23 protein-coding genes, 2 tRNA genes and 1 pseudogene are annotated in these 17673 nt (G+C 67.3%); 11 read left to right on the top strand and 15 right to left on the bottom strand.

Annotated elements, in window-relative coordinates:
- Positions 1-42 precede the first annotated feature (42 nt).
- Positions 43-489, bottom strand: coding sequence for an SSI family serine proteinase inhibitor (locus K4G22_RS14415; RefSeq protein WP_228080638.1), 447 nt, complete (start codon positions 487-489; stop codon positions 43-45).
- Positions 490-677: 188 nt separating this feature from the next.
- Between K4G22_RS14415 and K4G22_RS14410 the strand changes: the two genes are divergently transcribed.
- Both K4G22_RS14410 and K4G22_RS14405 read left to right on the top strand, forming a co-directional pair.
- Positions 678-770 (top strand) — tRNA-Ser (locus K4G22_RS14410).
- Between the two features lie 153 nt (positions 771-923).
- A tRNA-Arg gene (locus K4G22_RS14405) sits at positions 924-996 on the top strand.
- Positions 997-1084: 88 nt separating this feature from the next.
- On the opposite strand, the pseudogene K4G22_RS14400 reads toward K4G22_RS14405, so the two are convergent.
- The 9 genes and pseudogenes from K4G22_RS14400 to K4G22_RS14355 all read right to left on the bottom strand — a co-directional run bounded on the left by K4G22_RS14400 (position 1085) and on the right by K4G22_RS14355 (position 7850).
- A pseudogene (locus tag K4G22_RS14400) lies at positions 1085-2322 on the bottom strand (tyrosine-type recombinase/integrase).
- Positions 2319-2534, bottom strand: a complete 216-nt coding sequence (locus K4G22_RS14395; protein ID WP_228080637.1) for an excisionase family DNA-binding protein — start codon at positions 2532-2534, stop codon at positions 2319-2321. Before K4G22_RS14395 ends, K4G22_RS14400 begins: the two are co-directional and overlap by 4 nt.
- On the bottom strand, positions 2531-3844 hold the full coding sequence (locus K4G22_RS14390; protein WP_228084081.1) for a replication initiator: 1314 nt from the start codon (positions 3842-3844) through the stop codon (positions 2531-2533). Before K4G22_RS14390 ends, K4G22_RS14395 begins: the two co-directional genes overlap by 4 nt.
- Before the next feature lie 144 nt (positions 3845-3988).
- On the bottom strand, positions 3989-4183 hold the full coding sequence (locus K4G22_RS14385) for a hypothetical protein (protein ID WP_228080636.1): 195 nt from the start codon (positions 4181-4183) through the stop codon (positions 3989-3991).
- A 23-nt stretch (positions 4184-4206) separates the two neighbouring features.
- Entirely contained in the window at positions 4207-4398 is a 192-nt protein-coding gene (locus K4G22_RS14380; RefSeq protein ID WP_228080635.1) for a mobile element transfer protein, read from the bottom strand.
- Positions 4399-4597: 199 nt separating this feature from the next.
- The gene (locus K4G22_RS14370; RefSeq protein WP_228080633.1) at positions 4598-5170 is read right to left on the bottom strand and encodes a DUF2637 domain-containing protein; all 573 of its coding nucleotides are present in this window, start codon (positions 5168-5170) and stop codon (positions 4598-4600) included.
- 5 nt (positions 5171-5175) lie between these two features.
- On the bottom strand, positions 5176-6513 hold the full coding sequence (locus K4G22_RS14365; protein WP_228080632.1) for an FtsK/SpoIIIE domain-containing protein: 1338 nt from the start codon (positions 6511-6513) through the stop codon (positions 5176-5178).
- 1 nt (position 6514) lies between these two features.
- The gene (locus tag K4G22_RS14360; RefSeq protein ID WP_228080631.1) at positions 6515-6865 is read right to left on the bottom strand and encodes an SCO3933 family regulatory protein; all 351 of its coding nucleotides are present in this window, start codon (positions 6863-6865) and stop codon (positions 6515-6517) included.
- 196 nt (positions 6866-7061) lie between these two features.
- Positions 7062-7850: a GntR family transcriptional regulator gene (locus K4G22_RS14355; RefSeq protein WP_062210137.1), complete on the bottom strand. Its 789-nt coding sequence runs from the start codon at positions 7848-7850 to the stop codon at positions 7062-7064.
- 88 nt (positions 7851-7938) lie between these two features.
- On the opposite strand from K4G22_RS14355, the gene K4G22_RS14350 reads away from it, so the two are divergent.
- The 6 genes from K4G22_RS14350 (at position 7939) to K4G22_RS14325 (ending at position 11853) form a co-directional block, all read left to right on the top strand.
- A complete protein-coding gene (locus K4G22_RS14350; RefSeq protein ID WP_228080630.1) occupies positions 7939-8370 on the top strand; it encodes an NUDIX hydrolase in 432 nt (143 codons plus the stop codon).
- A 58-nt stretch (positions 8371-8428) separates the two neighbouring features.
- Positions 8429-8872, top strand: a complete 444-nt coding sequence (locus K4G22_RS14345) for an ATP-binding protein (protein WP_228080629.1) — start codon at positions 8429-8431, stop codon at positions 8870-8872.
- Positions 8866-9216, top strand: a complete 351-nt coding sequence (locus tag K4G22_RS14340; RefSeq protein WP_228080628.1) for a hypothetical protein — start codon at positions 8866-8868, stop codon at positions 9214-9216. The genes K4G22_RS14345 and K4G22_RS14340 overlap by 7 nt, the downstream gene beginning before the upstream one ends.
- Positions 9213-9728, top strand: a complete 516-nt coding sequence (locus K4G22_RS14335) for a helix-turn-helix domain-containing protein (protein WP_228080627.1) — start codon at positions 9213-9215, stop codon at positions 9726-9728. The genes K4G22_RS14340 and K4G22_RS14335 overlap by 4 nt, the downstream gene beginning before the upstream one ends.
- On the top strand, positions 9725-10060 hold the full coding sequence (locus K4G22_RS14330) for a hypothetical protein (RefSeq protein ID WP_228080626.1): 336 nt from the start codon (positions 9725-9727) through the stop codon (positions 10058-10060). The genes K4G22_RS14335 and K4G22_RS14330 overlap by 4 nt, the downstream gene beginning before the upstream one ends.
- A 431-nt stretch (positions 10061-10491) precedes the next feature.
- Positions 10492-11853 carry an ApeA N-terminal domain 1-containing protein gene (locus tag K4G22_RS14325; RefSeq protein ID WP_228080625.1) on the top strand — a complete coding sequence of 454 codons (1362 nt, stop codon included), beginning with the start codon at positions 10492-10494 and terminating at the stop codon, positions 11851-11853.
- Between the two features lie 378 nt (positions 11854-12231).
- Here the strand turns inward: K4G22_RS14325 and K4G22_RS14320 are convergent, their stop codons facing one another.
- From K4G22_RS14320 to K4G22_RS14310, 3 genes are read right to left on the bottom strand one after another with little or no spacing between them, the layout of a single operon-like run.
- On the bottom strand, positions 12232-12651 hold the full coding sequence (locus K4G22_RS14320) for a tyrosine-type recombinase/integrase (protein WP_228080624.1): 420 nt from the start codon (positions 12649-12651) through the stop codon (positions 12232-12234).
- Positions 12620-13297: a hypothetical protein gene (locus tag K4G22_RS14315; RefSeq protein ID WP_228080623.1), complete on the bottom strand. Its 678-nt coding sequence runs from the start codon at positions 13295-13297 to the stop codon at positions 12620-12622. The genes K4G22_RS14320 and K4G22_RS14315 overlap by 32 nt, the downstream gene beginning before the upstream one ends.
- The gene (locus tag K4G22_RS14310; protein ID WP_228080622.1) at positions 13291-13533 is read right to left on the bottom strand and encodes a hypothetical protein; all 243 of its coding nucleotides are present in this window, start codon (positions 13531-13533) and stop codon (positions 13291-13293) included. Before K4G22_RS14310 ends, K4G22_RS14315 begins: the two co-directional genes overlap by 7 nt.
- A 176-nt stretch (positions 13534-13709) precedes the next feature.
- Here K4G22_RS14310 and K4G22_RS14305 point away from each other — a divergent pair, with 176 nt between their 5' ends.
- The 3 genes from K4G22_RS14305 to K4G22_RS14300 are packed head-to-tail and all read left to right on the top strand — an operon-like array spanning position 13710 to position 15477.
- On the top strand, positions 13710-14507 hold the full coding sequence (locus K4G22_RS14305; RefSeq protein ID WP_228080621.1) for a helix-turn-helix domain-containing protein: 798 nt from the start codon (positions 13710-13712) through the stop codon (positions 14505-14507).
- Complete coding sequence (locus K4G22_RS32085) at positions 14452-14949, top strand: NsdA family TPR-like regulatory protein (protein ID WP_483414797.1); 498 nt, start codon at positions 14452-14454, stop codon at positions 14947-14949. The genes K4G22_RS14305 and K4G22_RS32085 overlap by 56 nt, the downstream gene beginning before the upstream one ends.
- A gap of 15 nt (positions 14950-14964) precedes the next feature.
- A complete protein-coding gene (locus K4G22_RS14300) occupies positions 14965-15477 on the top strand; it encodes an NUDIX domain-containing protein (protein WP_228080620.1) in 513 nt (170 codons plus the stop codon).
- A 367-nt stretch (positions 15478-15844) separates the two neighbouring features.
- Here K4G22_RS14300 and K4G22_RS14295 read toward each other — a convergent pair whose 3' ends face one another.
- Both K4G22_RS14295 and K4G22_RS14290 read right to left on the bottom strand, forming a co-directional pair.
- Positions 15845-16516 carry a hypothetical protein gene (locus K4G22_RS14295; protein ID WP_228080619.1) on the bottom strand — a complete coding sequence of 224 codons (672 nt, stop codon included), beginning with the start codon at positions 16514-16516 and terminating at the stop codon, positions 15845-15847.
- 729 nt (positions 16517-17245) lie between these two features.
- A complete protein-coding gene (locus K4G22_RS14290) occupies positions 17246-17506 on the bottom strand; it encodes a hypothetical protein (protein WP_228080618.1) in 261 nt (86 codons plus the stop codon).
- Positions 17507-17673: the final 167 nt, after the last annotated feature.

Genomic DNA, 17673 nt, shown 5'->3' with positions numbered 1-17673 from the left:
GCCAGCCGCGCCGGGCGCGGAGGGGCCATGGAAAGTCGGCGCTCAGGCGGCACCCGTCGCCAGGCTGGGGAGGGCCGGCACCAGACGGTCCCAACGGGTGATCTCGCACCCGTTGGCGCGGGTGAACTCCGCGTCCACAGACTCGCCTTGCCACCGTCCCTCGACCCGCGCGGTGGCCGCGCCGCCGTACAGGAAGGTGCACTGTGTGCCCTCCGCGACCGGCGCGAACGGGGTCTCCACGTCGCGCAGCGCGGCACAGGACTCGGCCGGCTTGGGGTGGTCGCCGCCGGTGGGTGCGCACGTGAGTTCAAAGGTGCCGTCCGAGCTCTCCGTCCCCGAGACGGTGATCACCAGCCGGTCCTCGCCGGCGGCGCGCACCCGCTCGTGGGCCGCGTGCTCGTGGGCCGCGTGCTCATGGGCGGCGGCCGAGGCCGGAACGGTGACGGAGGCGACCAGGGCGACAAGGACGGCGAGGGACCTGCGTGACATGCGCGTGCTCCTGAACGTTCGCGTACGGGGCGGGACGGGGTTCCGTCCGCACTGCTAACGCTCCAGGACGCCGCACGTTGCGCAACTCGACTCGGCCTCCTGCCACCCGTAGGGTGGAATCCGATTGGCTGCGGCCGTTCGGGCTGTGGCATTATTTGCTGGCGCGCTCGGCTCTCGCCGTTGCGCGAGGAGGCTTCGCCTAGTCTGGTCTATGGCGCCGCACTGCTAATGCGGTTTGGGGTAACCCCCCATCCCGGGTTCAAATCCCGGAGCCTCCGCCACAGCTTCCCGTCAGCCCCGGTCCCCGACCGGGGCTGACGGCGTTCACCCCGACGTTTCCGCAGGTCAGAGCCGCCCGCCACTACTGATTTCACCACCGGCCCGGGGTCCTGTAATGTATCCATCGCCGGAACGGGCCCACGGGCCCCGCCCAAGCGCTCGTAGCTTAACGGATAGAGCATCTGACTACGGATCAGAAGGTTGCAGGTTCGAATCCTGCCGAGCGCGCAGCTCAGAGCCCCCGTCGGAAAGCCGACGGGGGCTCTTGCGTTGCCGTACAGCAGCGAAGTACCGCAACCGTGATGGCCTTCTCCGGCTACGTGCTGAACCCTCCGGCGAGCCGCTGCAACGCTTCGCGTACCTGTTCCTCCGTCGCCTCGGCGTACACCTCCAACGTCATCGCGATCTGTGAGTGCCGAAGGATGCGCTGTGCCACCTTCGGGTGGACTTTGAGTGCGACGAGTAGCGAGCTGGTGGTGTGCCGGGTGTTCCTTAGCGGGATCACCCGCACCCCGGTCTGTCGGGCCCGAACGGCGAAGTGCCGGGTGAGGTTCCCCGGCTCGATCGGGGTCCCGTAGCGCGTGGTGAAGATCAGGTTCTGTCGGTCCTGCCACAGCTCGGCGGCCTTGCGCTTGGCGTCGAGTTGCTGCTGGCGCCGGAGCTTCAGGGCGGTCAGGCAGAGGTCCGGCAGCGGAAGGAAGTCGTCGGAATCCTCTGTCTTGGTCTCCCGGTGCAGAATCTCGCGGCCAGCGCGCTGAAGCTGGTGGTCGACGTAGAGTTCGCCGGTCTCGAAGTTCACCGAGTCCCACGTCAGGCCCAGGATCTCGCCGCGCCGCAGGCCGAGCACCAGGGCCAGGACCCAGGCCGCGTAGAGCGGGTCGTCGTGCTCGGCCGACTGCTCCAGGAACCGGCCCGCTTCCGGTACCGACCACGGTCTGATCTTCCGCCGCCGGGGCTTGGGCACCCGGACCAGGGCGGCCACGTTCTTGCCGATCTCCTCCTCAGCGACGGCGTGGGTGAGCGCGGCCCGCAGCGCGTCGCGCGCGGCCTGGATGACGCGGCGGGAAGGGAAGCTCTCGCAGCACCGGCCGAGTGCGCAGCAGCGTCGCGCCTTCGCCGGGTTCCGATGGGTCTCCGGCCGCTTGGCGTCCTTCCCCTGCGCGCAGCACTGGCAACTCTCCCCGAGCGCGGCCAGCCACTCCCGCACGTCCTTGACGGTCAGCTTGTCGAGCCGCTTCTTGCCGAGGCCGGGGGCGATGTAGAGCCGGGCGGAACCCTCGTACGAGACGTAGGTCAACGGCGCGAGATGCGGCTTCACGATCGAGGTCAACCAGTAGTCGAGGACGCCGCCACGGTGCGGTGTTGAGTGGCCACCGGGCCTTTGCTGGCCTCGGCGTGGAGCTTGACCCACTTCTCGTGGACGAGGGTGCGGGTCTGGCCGTAGACGTACTTGCGCTTGCGTTTGCCATCGGGGGCGGTGACCCAGACGTAGGCGGCGAAGCCGTTGCGGTAGGGGTAGGTGGAGCCTTCGCCGTTTCCGCGCTTTCCGCTCATGCGGCACGCTCCTCGATGGCTGCTTTGGCGCACTGGTTCACGTATTCGTCCACCCAGGTCGGGAGGATGCGGCGGTTGCGGCCGATCTTGACGGAGCGGATTTCGCCGGTGGCCACGAGCATCTTGGTCTTGGAGAGCCCGAAGCCGAGCATGGCCGCAACTTCGGCGGTGGTGTGCCACTTGGGGGTGATGGTTGTGGTGGTGGCGGTCATGGGGTGGGTTCTCCTTCCGTTCCGGGGGCGGGGGTGAGGCTGGCGGCAAGCCAGGTTTCGGCGGGGCTCAGGCCGACTCCGGCGAAGGACCACTCGGCGACGACGAGCGTCGTTTCCTCCTCGGGGCCGTGGTCGCCGGTCTGCTGACGACGCCATTCGGCGCGGGCGTCGCGAAGGGCGCCGAGAGTGGTCGAGTAGCGGCGGGATTTGGTGGAGAAGTGGCCCCGGAAGCCGAGCATGTGGGCCCAGGCACGCAGGCGAAGGTGTTCCAGGTCCTTGCATGCGCCGAGCGTCCACGCCGTTCGGATCAGCCGTCGCGCGTGCTCCGAGATGTCCATGGGCGCCAATTCGGCTAGGAATCTCAACGGCCGATCCAGCGCGCCCGTCGTGCTCTCCGCCCCCTTGGTGGCGTATTTGGCGATGTAGCCGGCAACGGCCTGGTCGGTCAGTTCGGTGTCGCCGCTGAACTCCGTGCTGCGGATAGTGCGCACGTCCGTCTGGTGGCCGAAGGCGAGGGTGTGGGTGCGGCCATCGATGACCGGGCCGGTGATGTGGGTGCGTTGCACGGCGGTGTGAATCGCGTCCGTCAGCAGCTCGGCGCTCGCCCACGAAGGAGGCGGAGAGGAACCGCTCTCGGGGCCGTCGAGCCGGATGACGGCGTGGAAGTGGACGGCGCCGCGCTTTTGGAACTCGGCGACTTTGGCGAAGGAGACGCGTGCGTGGTCGGGGAGGGCGCGTTGGGTGAGTCCGGCCCTTTTGGCGATCTCTCGCCGGAGGTGGATGGTGAAGCGGCGCCAGAGGTGGCCGGCGTGGGCGTTCCAGAGCACCGCGGATTCGTAGTCGTACCGACCGGGGTTGAGCGGCTGTCCGAGTCGGGCATCGTCCTGGTCGTGCGCGGTGCCGCAGCGGCAACGAGCTTGGTTGCTGGGTCGGTTGTGGACGGGGCCGAAGCTGGGCGCCGTGAGGGTCGCGAAGACGCGCGGGTGTTCGGCAACTCGTTCCGAGGTGCCCTTGCCGCCTTTGAGGCCGGCGGTAATGAGGTGGTAGGTGTCCCGGCGGTAGGTCTCGGCACAGGCCGCGCAGCGAGTCGCACGCCGGTTGTTGCAGCGGGTCAGCAGGTTCCCGGCGGGCAACTCGGTGGAGATCAGCGACCGTATGGCGTCGCCGATTTCTCCGGTGGTGGTGTCGATGGGGTGTTCGGTGCGGTGTCCGTTGAGTCGGATGGGGCGGGTGCAGCCGCCGAGTCCGGCGAGTTGGTGGGCGAGGGCGGGCAGGGTTCCGGTCGCGGCGAGTTTTCCGAGTTCGGGCAGCGGGGGCGGGGTGGTGCGGGTGATGATGGGACTGCTCCTTCTACGTGCGCGTGGCTGGAGTCGGGGTCCCGGGGGCGGTGGATGCTTGGCGGTATCGGTTCCGTCCCGGGGGCCCTTTTCATTTGCGGCTTGTTGGCTAGTTGTCTAGTCGTGTTGGTCGTTGATGATCTCAACTCCGGTGCGGGTGCCGGAGTCGATGGCGGGTGCGGCGAAGGTGTCGGCGAGGTAGAAGCCGAACAGGGCGATCAGGGCCACGGCCCATGGGCGGATGCCGAGCAGGCGTACGGCCGCCCAGGCGGCGAGGCCGAAGACGACGACCACGGGCAGGTTCACGTTCACGAGCGGGTCTCCCTCAGCGGTGTTCAGTGGGCGGAGCAGCGGTGTGTGGTGGCGGCGAGTTCGGCGGCCGAGCGGGTGTCGTACTCGGCGGAGAACCCGCAGCGCGGCGCGGTGCAGGCGGCCGTGTGCTTCTCCCGGCCACGCTGGTCATGTCCGGTGGCTACCTGGACGGGGCCGACGCGGGCGAGGCGGCGGAAGCGGCGGAAGATCGGCATGTCAGGGCCTCCGTGGGGAGTTGGGGCGGGGGTAGGCGCGCAAGATGCGAGCGGCTTCCTGGGGGTTGGGGGTGAGAGAAGCAGCCTTCTCGGCGAGGAGATGAGCGAGGTTCGGGCGACCGGTCGCGGTCATCTCCTCAGCGGCCTTGAGGTAGTCGGCAGGTGTCCAGTCGTCGGGCCGCACCGGCTGATTCCTTCCTCAGGTGAGATGGAGTGCGATGGCCTCGGCGAGGGGTGCGGGGACGCCGAGGCGGGCCCGCAGGGTGGGGGTGTCGATGGGTTGGCCGGTGCGTTGTTGATGCTCGGCGGCAATCTTCCGGGCGTGCTGGACCAACGCCGCAGGCACCGCAGGAGGTGGGGCAGCCGGGACGGCTTCGGGTTCGGGAGGGGTGGGGTGTTCGTGTTCTTCGGTGGGTGTGTGGGCGAGGAGGGTGCCACCGAGGAAGGCGAGGGCGGGCCAGCCGGCGACCAGGACGCGCAGCCAGTCGGGCACGTCGCCCAGGTCGAGGAGGCCGGCGGTGGCGATGTTCGCGCCGAGGGAGGCGGTCAGGGCGATCAGGAACCAGCACCAACCGACCGCCCCCCCGTTCCCGGACCGAAGCCGCCGCCAAGCTGCGACCAACAGCAGGTCAACCGAGATCGGGTAGGCCCACGCCTTCCAATCGTCCTGACCGGCAGCCGCCGCCAGGTCGTGAATGTGCGCGAACGACAACGCGGCAGCGATGACCGCCTGGACCAACACCGGGTCGGGCCTGATCAGTTGGGCGCGCATCGCGATCAGCTCCCCGCAGGTTCCGACTCGACCGCCGTCGAGGCCACGGGCCGGAAGCTGGCCAGGGCCGGCAACGTCGGGGCACGGTGGGCGTGGATCGCGCAGTGCGTGGCCGCGTCGGTCAGGGACAGGTAGGGGGTGCGTATCCGTGCCCAGCGGCCGGAGGAGTCGGCGGCCACGGCGAGGCCGGGGCGTTCGGTGGGGATGGCGCAAGCAGCCAGTACCGCTTCGGGTGAGATGTCGCCGAGGGCCATCTTGGCGGAGGCTTCGTCGTTGACGCGGTGGCAGACGCGGCCGGTGAGTTGGGCGCGGAGCATGGTGGTGCCCTTGCCCAGCTCGGCGCCGAAGCGCTGGCCGCAGACTTCGAGGTAGATGCCGGCGGCGCGGCCGAGTTGGGCTAGGCGAACGAGGTGGGTGACCAGCTCATCCCGCCGTTCCTCATCCTTCCGCGTGGCGGTGAGAAACAGCTCGGCCACCTCATCGACGAACACCACCACCGGCACCGGCCGCTCCTCCTCCGGCAGCCCCCACAGATCCGACGTGGCGCCGTTGTCGCGTTGTCGGGCGCGTATGAGGTCGTAGCGTTCCTCCATCAACCCGACCAATGCGGGGAGGAGTTCGGCGGCCTCGGCCGGATCGGTGGCCAGGGCCGACAGGCGCGGGGCGAATGGCGCCAGCTCGACGCCCCGCTTGCAGTCGATCCCGACCATCGCGACCCGTTGCGGAGCCAGCCCGGCGACCAGATGCCGCAGGTACATGGACTTGCCCGACAGCGTTGCGCCGAGGGTGAGTTGGTGCGGGACAGTGCGGTAGTCGCGCACGAACGGCGTGGCGTCCTCCCGCAACGCGACCGGCGCCCGCAAGAATTCAGCACGGCCACCCGTTCTCGGCATCCGAACGTCCTTGAGTACGTCGAACCCGACCAGGCGCAGTTCCGCGACCCCCGGTTTGATCTCGGCAACGTGGACGGCGTGAACGCTCCACGCGTGCCGGAGGCGTTCGGTCGCGGCGGCCAGATCGGCGACCTCCTGCCCGGGGGCGAGCCGCAGCCGGACCCGCAACCCCGTGGCCGTCGGACGGACCAGGCCGCGTCGAGGCGGAACGGGCCTCACCTCCCGGCGCGTTGTCGCCCGGACGGCCAGGGCCCGCAGCCGGGACGGAGGAACGGCCAGTCCACACGCCTCCATCACCGACCCGTAGGTGGTCAACAACCGGACAACGGACCACGGCAGGCCGACCGCCGACCAGTACAAGCGCGGGTACCTTTCCCGTGCCAGGGCGGCACCCCCGGCAGCCGCAGCCACCGGGGCACCCGTACCCAACAGCGTTACCAGCTCGGACATCTCAGACCCCCGCCGAGGCCGGGAGGCTGGCCGGGGTGACGGCCGCCGCGCGAAAGGCGATCCCGTGACGAGACTGACCGTTGAAGACCGACTCCCACGGCCGGGCGACCAGCCCCGGCAGCGCGACCGGACCGCCCAGGGCCAGTCCCTCGGACACCCCGGACTCGGGAACGGTCACCTGGAGGAGCGAGGACTCCCCGTCCTCCAGGTAGACCACACCGACCTTCATCAACGTCTCACCGCTGAGCGCGTCCTTGGCGATCTCCCCGGTCTGCCGGTCCCGGACCTTCGGGGCCGGCTCCTCCGTCAGCAGGATGGTCGCGGCGGAGGTCTCAACTCGGATGGTGCGCACGTTCGTTACTCCTCGTATGTTCCTCACCGAACACATACGGCTAGTCGTCTAGACAAGATGCGGCCCGGTGACCCCACGGATGTGGTGGCGTGGTCCAGTGTGCCACACGCCTGACCACTCGTCTATACGAGTATGGGTGTTGGTGTGTACGAGTCGTTCCGACGAGCCCACGGGGGCGCCTGTCGGTCAGGCGTGGTCAGTTGGCGGGGAGTTGGTAGGCCAGCACGTAGGCGTCGGCGGCCATCACGGTGTCACAGACCTCAACGGCGCGCCCCTCGGTGTCGTAGGCGGTGCGTACGAGGTGGATGACGGGGACGCCGGCGGCTAGGTGCAAGGTCTTGACCTCAACGGGGGTGGGCATCCGGGCGCGAACCTCTTCGTCGAAGTGGTCGAGGCGGTGGCCGAGTTCTTCCAGCCGGGCGTAGATCCCGCCGGGCCCCGGGTTGGGTTGGGCGATGGGGGTGTCACGGGCGATGTCCAACGGCAGGAACGAGGCCGCGAACTCAACCGGCCGCCCATCCAGCAGATAACGCCGCCTCCTTGCCAGGACCTTGCGCGGCTCACCCAGCCTCGTGGCGATGTCCCGGGTGGGGCGTTCCTCCTTGACCTGAAGGTTGTCCACCTCGGGGCGACTCCCGGCGGCCTCGGCCTCCACCGTGAAGGCGGACTTCCCCTGATCCCGGTGCCGTCGCGCGAACCGGTCGGACGCCAGACGTCGAACCGGAGGCCGGGGGCGGACGAAGACGCCCTTGCCGTGCTCGGAGTGCACCAGCCCTTCCCCTTGGAGGACGGAGAGCGCGTTGCGCACGGTCATCCGGGAGACGCCGAAGTGCTCCACCAGCTCGGACTCGGACGGTAGCTTCGCGCCCTCCTTGAACCGCCCCTTGTCGATCGCCTCACGCAGTTGGTCGGCGATCTGGCGAAAGACCGCCCGGTCACTGGTGGAATCCAACGAGCCGAGGACGCCGGAGGGAAGTGCCGCCATGTGATTACTCCTTTAGGTATCTAGACGAGAAGCTGAGTTCTGTTGCTACGGTGAGACAGCCTAGCCATCGACCAGGAAGCCCCGCACCGTGCACAGTGAGCGTCCCCACTCCGTGAGCGTCGCCGGAGTCATCGTGAACGACGCCGACCAGGCGTTGCTCATCCAGCGCCGGGACAACGGTCACTGGGAACCGCCAGGCGGGGTCGTCGAACCGGGCGAGACCATCGTCGAGGCGCTGCGCCGTGAGGTGCGCGAGGAGACCGGCATCACCATCGCACCGGACGCCGAGCTGACCGGGGTCTACAAGAACATGACCAGGTTGATCGTCTCCCTGGTCTTCCGCTGCACCGCCACCGAGGGAGCCCCCACCACCGGCGAGGAGACCCGCGCCCTTCGCTGGGTCAGCCGGGACGAAGTGGATCAACTGGCCGACGAGGCGTACGCGATCCGTGTCACGGACGCGCTTGACCATGCCAGCCCGCCGGCCGTGCGTGCGCACGATGGCGTGAAACTCGTCTAGCTCAACCACCAGGACTACGCCCTTCTACCAGCAGAAAGGAACTTGTATGCACGAGTATATGAGTGGGAAGCGTGGAAAGGAATGCCTTCTCCTCAATCCCCGCCGCAACTCCTGGAACTTCACCTTCCCCGGAAACCCAGAAGAGGTCAGTCGAGCCCGCCGGCTGGTCCGCGACGTCCTCTCCGAGATCCCGTGTCGGGAGGACGCCGCCCTGGTCGTCTCCGAACTCGCCGCCAACGCCATCACCCACACCCGCAGCCACACCACCGGCTTCACCGTCCACATCACCCGAACCCCGCGCACCGTGACCATCTCCGTCACGGACCACGGCGGCAGCACCAGCCGACCCCGGGTGGCGCACGCGACGGACAGTAGCCCGTGCGGCCGGGGCCTGGTCCTGGTGACCGCGTGCGCCACGGTCGTACGCATCACCGGCGACGAGACTGGCCACACCGTCACGGCCGAGCTTCATGTCAACGTCTCGGTGCCGGCACCGTGCTGACCTACACCGGAATACGGGGACGCCGGACGCTCAAGGCCCGCGCGGTCGGCTTCCTGTGTGAGGCGGTCGCCTACGAACTCCCCACCGGCCGAACGTTCTGGCTCAGCACCTACCAGGCGACCACACCCCGGTTGGCGTTGCGCTGGCTCCACCACCGCGCCCGCCAGATCGGCGAACAACTCGACCCGCCACAGGCCCGGCACGTCGGCACATGGCTCGCGGACCGTCCCGAACGCGAACGCGCCCTGGACCAGTTGGCCGCCGGTGGGCTCTACAGCCACACCCTCCACGAACCCCCCATCCACTACCTCCTGACCGCCCGCCCCACCGGAGACCAAACATGAACGGCACCACCCACCCCGAGGGCACCAGCGGCCGTCGGCGCGGTCGAGGAGCTGGCGCGTTAACTCCCAACGGCACCGCCATCCGCGCCATCCGCACCACCCAAGGCATCAGTCTCCGTGACCTTGCCGAGCGGACCGGGATCGACAAGGGCAACCTCTCCCGCCTGGAGCGCGGCCAGACCCGCGCCAGCCAACGCACCATCGAACTCATCGCCCGCGCCCTGGACGTCCCACCCCACGACCTCGTGCGCCCCGCCGACATTCCCGGCGAGGAACCCCTCCTCGATCCCCGTGACATCCCCGCACCCACCAGTGAGGAAGGCGCGCTCTTCCACTACACCCCCGAAGAAGCCGCCCACTGGACTCCCTACACACCCCGCCAACTCCGCGCCATGGCCCGCACCCTCGCTATCCCTCACCACCAAACCGCCCAAGGCCGCATCACCCTCACCGGCCACAACATCCGCACCATCAGCCACACCACCAACATCCCCCCGGCCACCACGCCATGACCGACCACAACACGCAACCCAACGAGGCTGCACCCCAACAGATCGATCCCGAGACCGAACAGTGCTACCGCTACGAGATCACCGGCGCCATGGACTCAGTCGTCCACTACTGCCAAACCGTCGTCAACGAACACAGCCACCGCGGCTTCTGGACCCCCACCGGACACAACCCCGACCACTACGACCTCATCCACCAAGCCAGAACCACCATCCTCAACCGCCTCCGCATGGTCCTCAACTGCGCCGAAACCGTCGCCTACGAAATCGAACACGACCGCCAACGACAGAACCAGCGCCAGAACCCCAACCCACCCCCGGGGCCCGACGCGTAACAACCTTCTCTACGACATCAAGGCGCCGCGCACGCGCGGCGCGCACGGCAGCGGCGGCCCCCGGGCCGCCGCTCCTGTCTCCGCCCCGCTCCGGCCCAAGGCCCGCCGGCCGCGCACCAACAACCAGCCGTCGGTGAGGGGTTGCTGCCTGGGGCGCCGTCGTGGCTGGGGGTCGGCTCCACGGCTTTACGCAGCCAGCTTGGGGCGAGCCTCGAAGATCGGGGCCCACATCGGGCACTTGCGGGCAGGTCCAGAGCCTGCCCGATCCGCCGGCCAGCGTACGGGCCCCGATCCTCACCCCAAGCCAGCTCCCGCCCAAAGCCGTTCCGCCGACGCTGATGACCCTCGCGGGCGGCCCTGAACGCCCAAAATGCAGGTGCGTCCTTGACCACGAAGCTATTATTTCAATGATCTCTACCGGAAGGAGACTGGTGAAACCATTTGAGGGGCAGGGGCATTGGTGGCTTCTGGGTGACGAGGAAAGAAGGTTGCCGGGCACGCTGAAGATCAATGCGGCGGGTGACGTTGAGCTTCACATCATCGGATCCCTCAGTCCTTTCGATCTCCTGGGTGATTCCGTGACAAAAAACGGCATTACCGAGACAGTGTTCACCGAGGAGTCAGCCGAAAAGGTAGGAACCTATCCGCGAATCCACGGCATCATCGGCACGACTGCCTACACGTTGGAGGATTGCTTCCAAAAGCGAGCCGACAGAAACCTTCTGGGTGGCGTTCCGACTGAGGTAGTGCATGTTAATCAGGTGTTCAAGGGTGTTTTCTATGAGGAGGGGGAGGAAGTGGTTGCGAGTGGAATTTCGTTCACCCTAAAATACTTATCGTACTGGGTGCTAAAGGGTGGCCTATCCTCCTCTTTCAGATTTCCCGAACGGCAACTAGAGGCGCGGGACGGCGCCCCCGAGCCCCGGTTTTCTGTTTACGGTCATGAGGTGCAGCCCGAAAGTGCCAACCTTGCCGACTCCTCTGAGTTGCGCCTGCGGCAACACCTAGTGCTTACGGGCGATGGGGTGACTTGCCAAGGTATCAAGCAGTCGTACTATTACCATTATGATCCACCAAGCCTGAGTCCTATGGATACACTCCTGGAGGTAGCTAGCGACTTGCAGGATCTGGTCTCAATTGCCACGAACAGAACTGCCCAGTTCGATGAAGTGAATTTTTATCACCCGGACGTGAAGTTCAAGCTAGGGGAAGGCAGGTTCGCGCTCAGGCCCATTGAGTTTCACGCAAGATGGACTGCTGTGGACGATGCCCCGGTGAAGATCTCCCGAATTCCGCTCGTGTTCGGGTATAAGGAATTTGGTGGAATGGATGGCGTCGCTGCTTGGCTTGATGTTGCAAGAAAGCATCGCACTTCCTTGGGGAGGGTGATGTCGACACGGTATTCAAAGTCCATGTCTGTGAGTGATCGGCTACTCAATCGAGCGGCCTCGCTGGAATCTTTCGATCGGACACTTCATGGCGACTCAATCGATTTTGGCGCGAGGATGTCCCGCTGTGCGAATTATGCGGGCGGGACGTTCATGGAGATGGTAAAAGATAGGCGTAAATGGTCCCAGTTGGTCAAAGGGGATCGTGATGATATTGCTCACAATCTTGGTCGAAATCGGGAGACGTCTGAGCAGGTTTTTCTAGCGGATTCACTCTATTGGCTTTTCGTCCTTTGTCTCCTCAAGGAATCCAAAGCGTCGCGCGATGTATTCCGGGCAGTCAAAGAATATGGAGACTACTCGTGGCTCTGTCGCAAGATGTCAGGTCTACTTGCTTCCTCTTAAGGGGGTGAAATGCTGTGATATCGAGCTGATCCTGATCATGGAAAGCGGTAGGGTGGTAGAGGTCTCACGCTTTGCAGCTCTTGAGGTGGCATGCAAGCACGTCCGCTTTGGAAACGACCTTGCGTGGCGCAAACAGTGGTACAGCAACGGAGTACAGCAACCACAGCAGCCGCCACCCCCCTTCGCCGTCCCTCACCACGCCAACCGCACCCCAAACAACCCCACATGACCGGTCCCTTTCGAGCTACGGATCAGAAGGTTGCAGGTTCGAATCCTGCCGAGCGCGCCCCAGGTCAAGGGCCCTGTCGAGTGATCGACGGGGCCTTTTGCATGGGCGCTGACGGCGGTCTCTGACGCCAACCGCCCGCCGCGCCTGGATCAGACGGCAGCGAGTGCCCCGGCTGTTCCGTCGTCCCCATCCCGGTTGCTTCTGCCGTTGGCGTCACCCCTGAGGGCAGCGCCCCCGCGACCGATGGCGTCCCGCTGCGCGTCGAGGCGGACGAAGGTGTGGATGTCCATCGTGACCCGGATCGAGCTGTGGCCGAGCACTTCCATGATCGTTCGGGCGTCAGCTCCCTGTTCGTGGAGGAGTGAGGCGCAGGTGGTTCTCAGATCGTTGAAGCGGACCCTGGAGATGCCTCCGCGGGCGGACAGGACGTCGAGGGAACGGTTGAGGTTCTGCGGCTTGATGGGCAGGTGCCCGACTCGCCGCGCGAGCTTACGGCCCCCGGCTCTCTCGCCCCCTGGCAGCTCCCGCCCAAAGCTTCTACGGCCACCCGCGTGGCAACGTGTCGGCACTCCGGGAGACTTCCGCCTCCAGGTCCACCACGGTGAACGCGTCGAGCCGCATGATCAGTTGACTCGCGCGGACCCAGCGCACCCGGGGGTCGTCGAAGGAGACCCCGGCGGCTTCGGACTGCACGGGCAGCGGGAAGCCGGCACGGTAGAGGGCGCCCCAGACCCCGGCGAGGTGGAAGTCCCGCACCCGCAGCGCGACATAGTGCCTGCTGAGGTGCGGGCACAGCCGCACCGAGGTCGCGGCGCAGGGCAGGCACAACGGGGGATGGGAGGTTTCCAACTTTTCGGGCCAGGAGTCCGGGTCGTCCGGGTCCTCACCGAGGAGCCACAGCACCCCGTCGTCGTTCTCGTCGGCCGGGTCACCGCAGACCTGACACAGGAGCCGGCGCATGGTGCGGCGTTGCCGCAGGCCGTGCACCTTGCCGAACTCCGGCCGCCCACGGCCGGGACGCATACCGACGCGGGACCACAACACCCCACCCCCGTCCCGGTCCTGAACCACCTCATCCGCATACGCGATGCCACCCGCCCGGCCGATCACCACGGGCTGCTTGATGTGCTCCTCGCTCCACTGAGCGATATACGGCACCACATCGGGCCGGGCCAGCGCACCCAACGGCGGGCGATGTGGGAAGTCGGTCAGCATGGCACCGCCCCTCCCGACAACTCAGCCCTGGCCAGCACCCGTTCACGGCGGCGCCGCCGTTCCTCAGCCGTCAGCATGTAGGTCGGGATCAACTCGTCGTCGCCCCGCGGCAGCACCAGCGTCTGCGGGTCCACCCGGACCACGACCCCGGGGGCACGGCCCGCCCGATGGCGGCCACGGGGAGGGGGCGGCAACCGGAACAGGTGCTCCAGGGTCTTGGCGATACAGTGCGGCATGTCAGCGCTCCTCTACGGCGTTGGCCACGCCCCCGGACCGTCCACCACGGTTGCGGGGGTTCGCGATTTCCGTGTTCGCTTGGGGTCTCTTATCGAAGCGCCGTCGTTGTTCTCCGGGAGGAGCCAGACAGGGGGCCCAGGAGGGGCCAGACTGGGGAGCGAGAGGAGGCCAGGCGATGAGCCGGACGAGGCGCCAGTGGTTCGGGGAACACCTCACGGGGCTGCGCCGAGCGCGCAAACTGAGCCAGCGTCAGCTGGCCGGCAAGCTCTGTGCCCTGTCTGGTGTGCAGACCCTGACCCGCAACGAGGTGTCCCGATGGGAGCGCGGAGAGCGCATCCCGGGTTCCTGGTTGCCCGTTCTCGCCCAGGTCCTCGATGTGCTACTGAGCGACCTGGAGGATGCGGCAGCCTACGGACGCGGGGAGACCGATGAGCCTCCGGTCGAGCGGCGGGCGACGCCGACAACCACAGGTGCGGTGCTTCCGATCGCTCCCGAAGACCAGCACGACGACATGGCTGCCATGGACTCGTTCAGGGTGGCGGACCGCCAGCTGGGCGGGGGCCATCTCTACGAAGCGGTTGTCCGCTATCTCAACTCTCAGATGGCACCGAGAATCTTCGGAACGAAGAGCGTCAGCAGCACGCCTGAGACCTTTTTTGCCGCATCTGCCCTCACTGAGATGGCCGGCTGGATGGCTCACGACTCGGGCCAGGATATCCAGGCAGGGCAGCATTTCGAGCATGCCTTGTCGCTTTCCCGCGTCGGTTCAGACCCGGCTCTCACGGCCCATATTCACGCCAGCCTCAGTCACTTGGCCCTGCAATCAGGCGAGCCAGGAAAGGCGAGGGACCTCGCTCGGGCGGGACGGGACGTCGCCAAAGTGGGGTCGTTCGTTCCCATGCTGGGGGCGCGTTTGCATGCGATGGAGGCCCGCGCGCTGGCACGGTTGGGGGAAGCCGTCGGTAGTCATTGACGCGGCTCAAGACTCCTTAAGCCGACGGGCCGAAGCGCCCACGTCGGCCTGGATCAGCCAGTTCGACGCGGCATCTCTGGCCAGCGAAGCGGCCCTCTGCTTTCAGGAGCTAGGGCAGTTGCCGGCAGCGTCCCAGGAAGCCGAGCGAGCCGTGACCCTACGCACGGGAGACAGGGCACGTAGCCGGGTGTTCGGCCAGATCACGCTGGCCACTATCCATGCGGAGATGGGCGAATTGGACGCGGCGTGCGCCGTCGTTTCCGACCTCCTCGAATCCTGCCGCACACTGGGATCTCTGCGTATTTCCCGGCAACTCGGTGACCTCTACCGCACGTTGCGCCCCTTCAGGGCGGAGCCCTCCGGTAGCCGAAATCTTGGACTCCATCACCATGATCAACCGACAGAGGGGCCTGTTGCTTGCAGGCGTCGCGTCGTCGTATAACGAAGGAAATTCTCCATGACCGGCCAGCCTGAGCCCGGCACCGCAGAATGGGCGCATCTTGCCGAAGGGAACGCCAAGCAGGCTCGCAAGCGCGTTGCCGCCGACGTGATTCTGCGGGATGGGGCCGGGCGCATTCTGCTGGTGAACCCGACCTACAAAGAAGGCTGGGACCTTCCGGGAGGTATGGCCGAGGCGAACGAGTCGCCAGCGGAAGCGGCCCGGCGTGAATTGCTCGAAGAGTTGGGAATTCAACCGGAGTTGCGGCGGGTGCTGACGATGGACTGGGACCCGCCCCATGGGCCTTGGGATGATCAGCTTGTGTTGATCTTTGATGGCGGAGAGTTGAGCCCCGCAGACGCGGCGAGTCTTCGCCCCCGTGATCACGAGCTGTCCGCGTGCGAGTTCGTCTCTCCTGATGACGTGGTGGTCGCTGTGCGCCCACGCATCCGTGAGCGCGTCGGCCTGGCGATCGAGGCACTCATGAAGGGCCAGACCCACTACCTGGAATCAGGCCGCCTCCTCGGGTAGACCGCCTGTCGCCCAAGTTGACGGCAACCGTGACGGCAACGGCCCCACACCGCAGCGGTGTTCGGCGCACGCGCAGCCACAACGTGACGAGGACGGGGACCCCGATACAGGCCCCCGCCCAGTCCTACGGATCAGAAGGTTGCAGGTTCGAATCCTGCCGAGCGCGCAGCTCAGAGCCCCCGCCGGGAAGCCGACGGGGGCTCTTGTGTGGGCGCTGACGCCCACGTTTGACGCCAACCACCCGCCGTGCCTGGAGCAGAGGCCCTCCGTGCCGCCGGATCGGGTCACCCGTAGAGGTGAGGTCCCGGGCCGGGGCGCCGTGGTGGGCGGGGTGTGGTGCCGGCCCGGGGTGCCGTCTCCGGCTCGGTCACTCGCAGCCCCGCTGCCAGTTCCAGCCGATGAAGGTGTTCTTGAGCTGGACGTCGAACGTGCAGTCGGCGGTGGCGTCGGCGTTGAGTTGGATCGAGGAGTGGTGGGTGTTCGCGTACCGGTTGCCGGTCGGGTCGAAGATGCCCTGGTAGGAGAAGTCGGCGACCGCGTCGTGGTTGACGACGGAACAGTCCTCGGCGCAGTCCTGGGTGTCGGAGGCGGACTCCAGCGACCAGCCGGCGTTCCACGGCTCGCGGTTCCACTCCTGGGTCGCGGTGGTGGTGGCGGTGACGATCCGACCGTCCTCGGTGTTCCAGTCGGCGGTCGAGTACAGACCGGTCATGCGGATGTTGCAACAGTCGTACATCTCGCTCCAGCTGCGGATCTGGCGGCTGGCGGCGGCGGTCGAGGTGAGGTCGGTCGCGGGCGACTCGACCGGGACGTACTCGACGGGGCCCAGCTCCGGCTCGCAGTCCTCGCCGATGGTGACCGTCTGCTGGACGGACATTCCCTCCGGGGGCGCGGGGAGGGAGCCGGAGAGCTCGATCGCGCCGCACGACTGCGCGGCGTCCTGCTCAGTCGCGGCGGTAGCGGCGGTCGCCGTACCGCTGAGCACGGAAACCAGCCCGATGGCGGCGATCGTGACGGAAGCGACCCCGAAATAGCGCATCCTTGAATTCCTTCCGTTATCTGCGAGATCTTCGATTCCGGAGGGTAATGGATTTTGCTTTACCTATGGGGTGTCGCAGCGGATGTTGGCAGGAACGTGTTACCGGGGTTGAATTCGTGATGTCCTGCCGTTAGGCGACGACTTGCCGGTCACTGTCGTGCGGGGCGGACGAACGGGCGGTGACCAGCGGGTACTTCGCGATAGCCGGGAGCCCCCGGCGCGACCGTCACCGTTCGGCCCCGCCCCTTCGGGGATATCGCATTCCCCGGCGAAAGCGCGACCAGATACCGCGTGATTATCTTGTCGACGATCGACGATCGACGATCGACGATCGAGGAGAGTGGAGCTAATTCGGTATCGGGGGCGGTGAGGTAGCGGACCCCGTCAGATTCTGAGCCGGGCGGCCGAGGTGTTCGGAAGTGGGCCCGGACCGCGCCCCCGGACGGTCGGGCGTTGGCTGTCGGGCGCCCTGCCGGGCCCGCTCGTTCGCCGCCGGCTCAGGGCTCGCCGGGAGGACGCTCTTCGGCGCGCTGGTCCTCGGGATACTGGTCGCCGTCCGCCCCCTCGCCGAACGCTCCCGTCCCAGCCGTGCGGTGGGGGCGACGGTGCCGCCCGAACGTGGGACATCCACCCGGCAGGCCCGTTGACGTCCGGGTCCGTCGCGGAGCGGTCGATCCCGGAGCGGTCGATCGCGGAGCGGCGTTGGGGCCGCCCGTTGGCGGGCGGGGGTCAGCGGGTGCCGCGCACCGCGCGGCGGTTCGCCTCGGCGACGCGGGCGCGCAGCGACTCGCTGGCGCTGATGGGGCGCAGATCCTCCGCGCTCGCCGTCCACTCCCGACCGCCCCCCGGCGGGCGCAGATAGACACGGCCGGAGAGGTGGGCCATCACCCGGCCGACCTGGTCGCTGGTGAGGTCGCGGGCCATCGAGCCGATCTCCAGGCCGGACGACACCGGCGCTCGACGGTCGGGGCGGTGGGGGTTGCTGCTCATGGCCGGGCTCCGGACGCGTGGACGGAATGCCGCCTGATGTCGGCTTGGTCACCTCCTACCATGCCCGAAGCCTCCGGTCGCAAAAGAGCCGAGTCCGGTCTCAGAGTAAAATTTGAGGTTCCGCGCGCCCCCTCGCACGCCCTCGCGCCGGTCCGCGCAGACCGCAC

The sequence above is a fragment of the Streptomyces profundus genome (genome assembly GCF_020740535.1).
Classification (GTDB): Bacteria; Actinomycetota; Actinomycetes; order Streptomycetales; family Streptomycetaceae; genus Streptomyces; species Streptomyces profundus.
The sequence above is the reverse complement of the archived record's forward strand: the minus strand, read 5'-3'. Positions and strand labels throughout refer to the sequence as shown.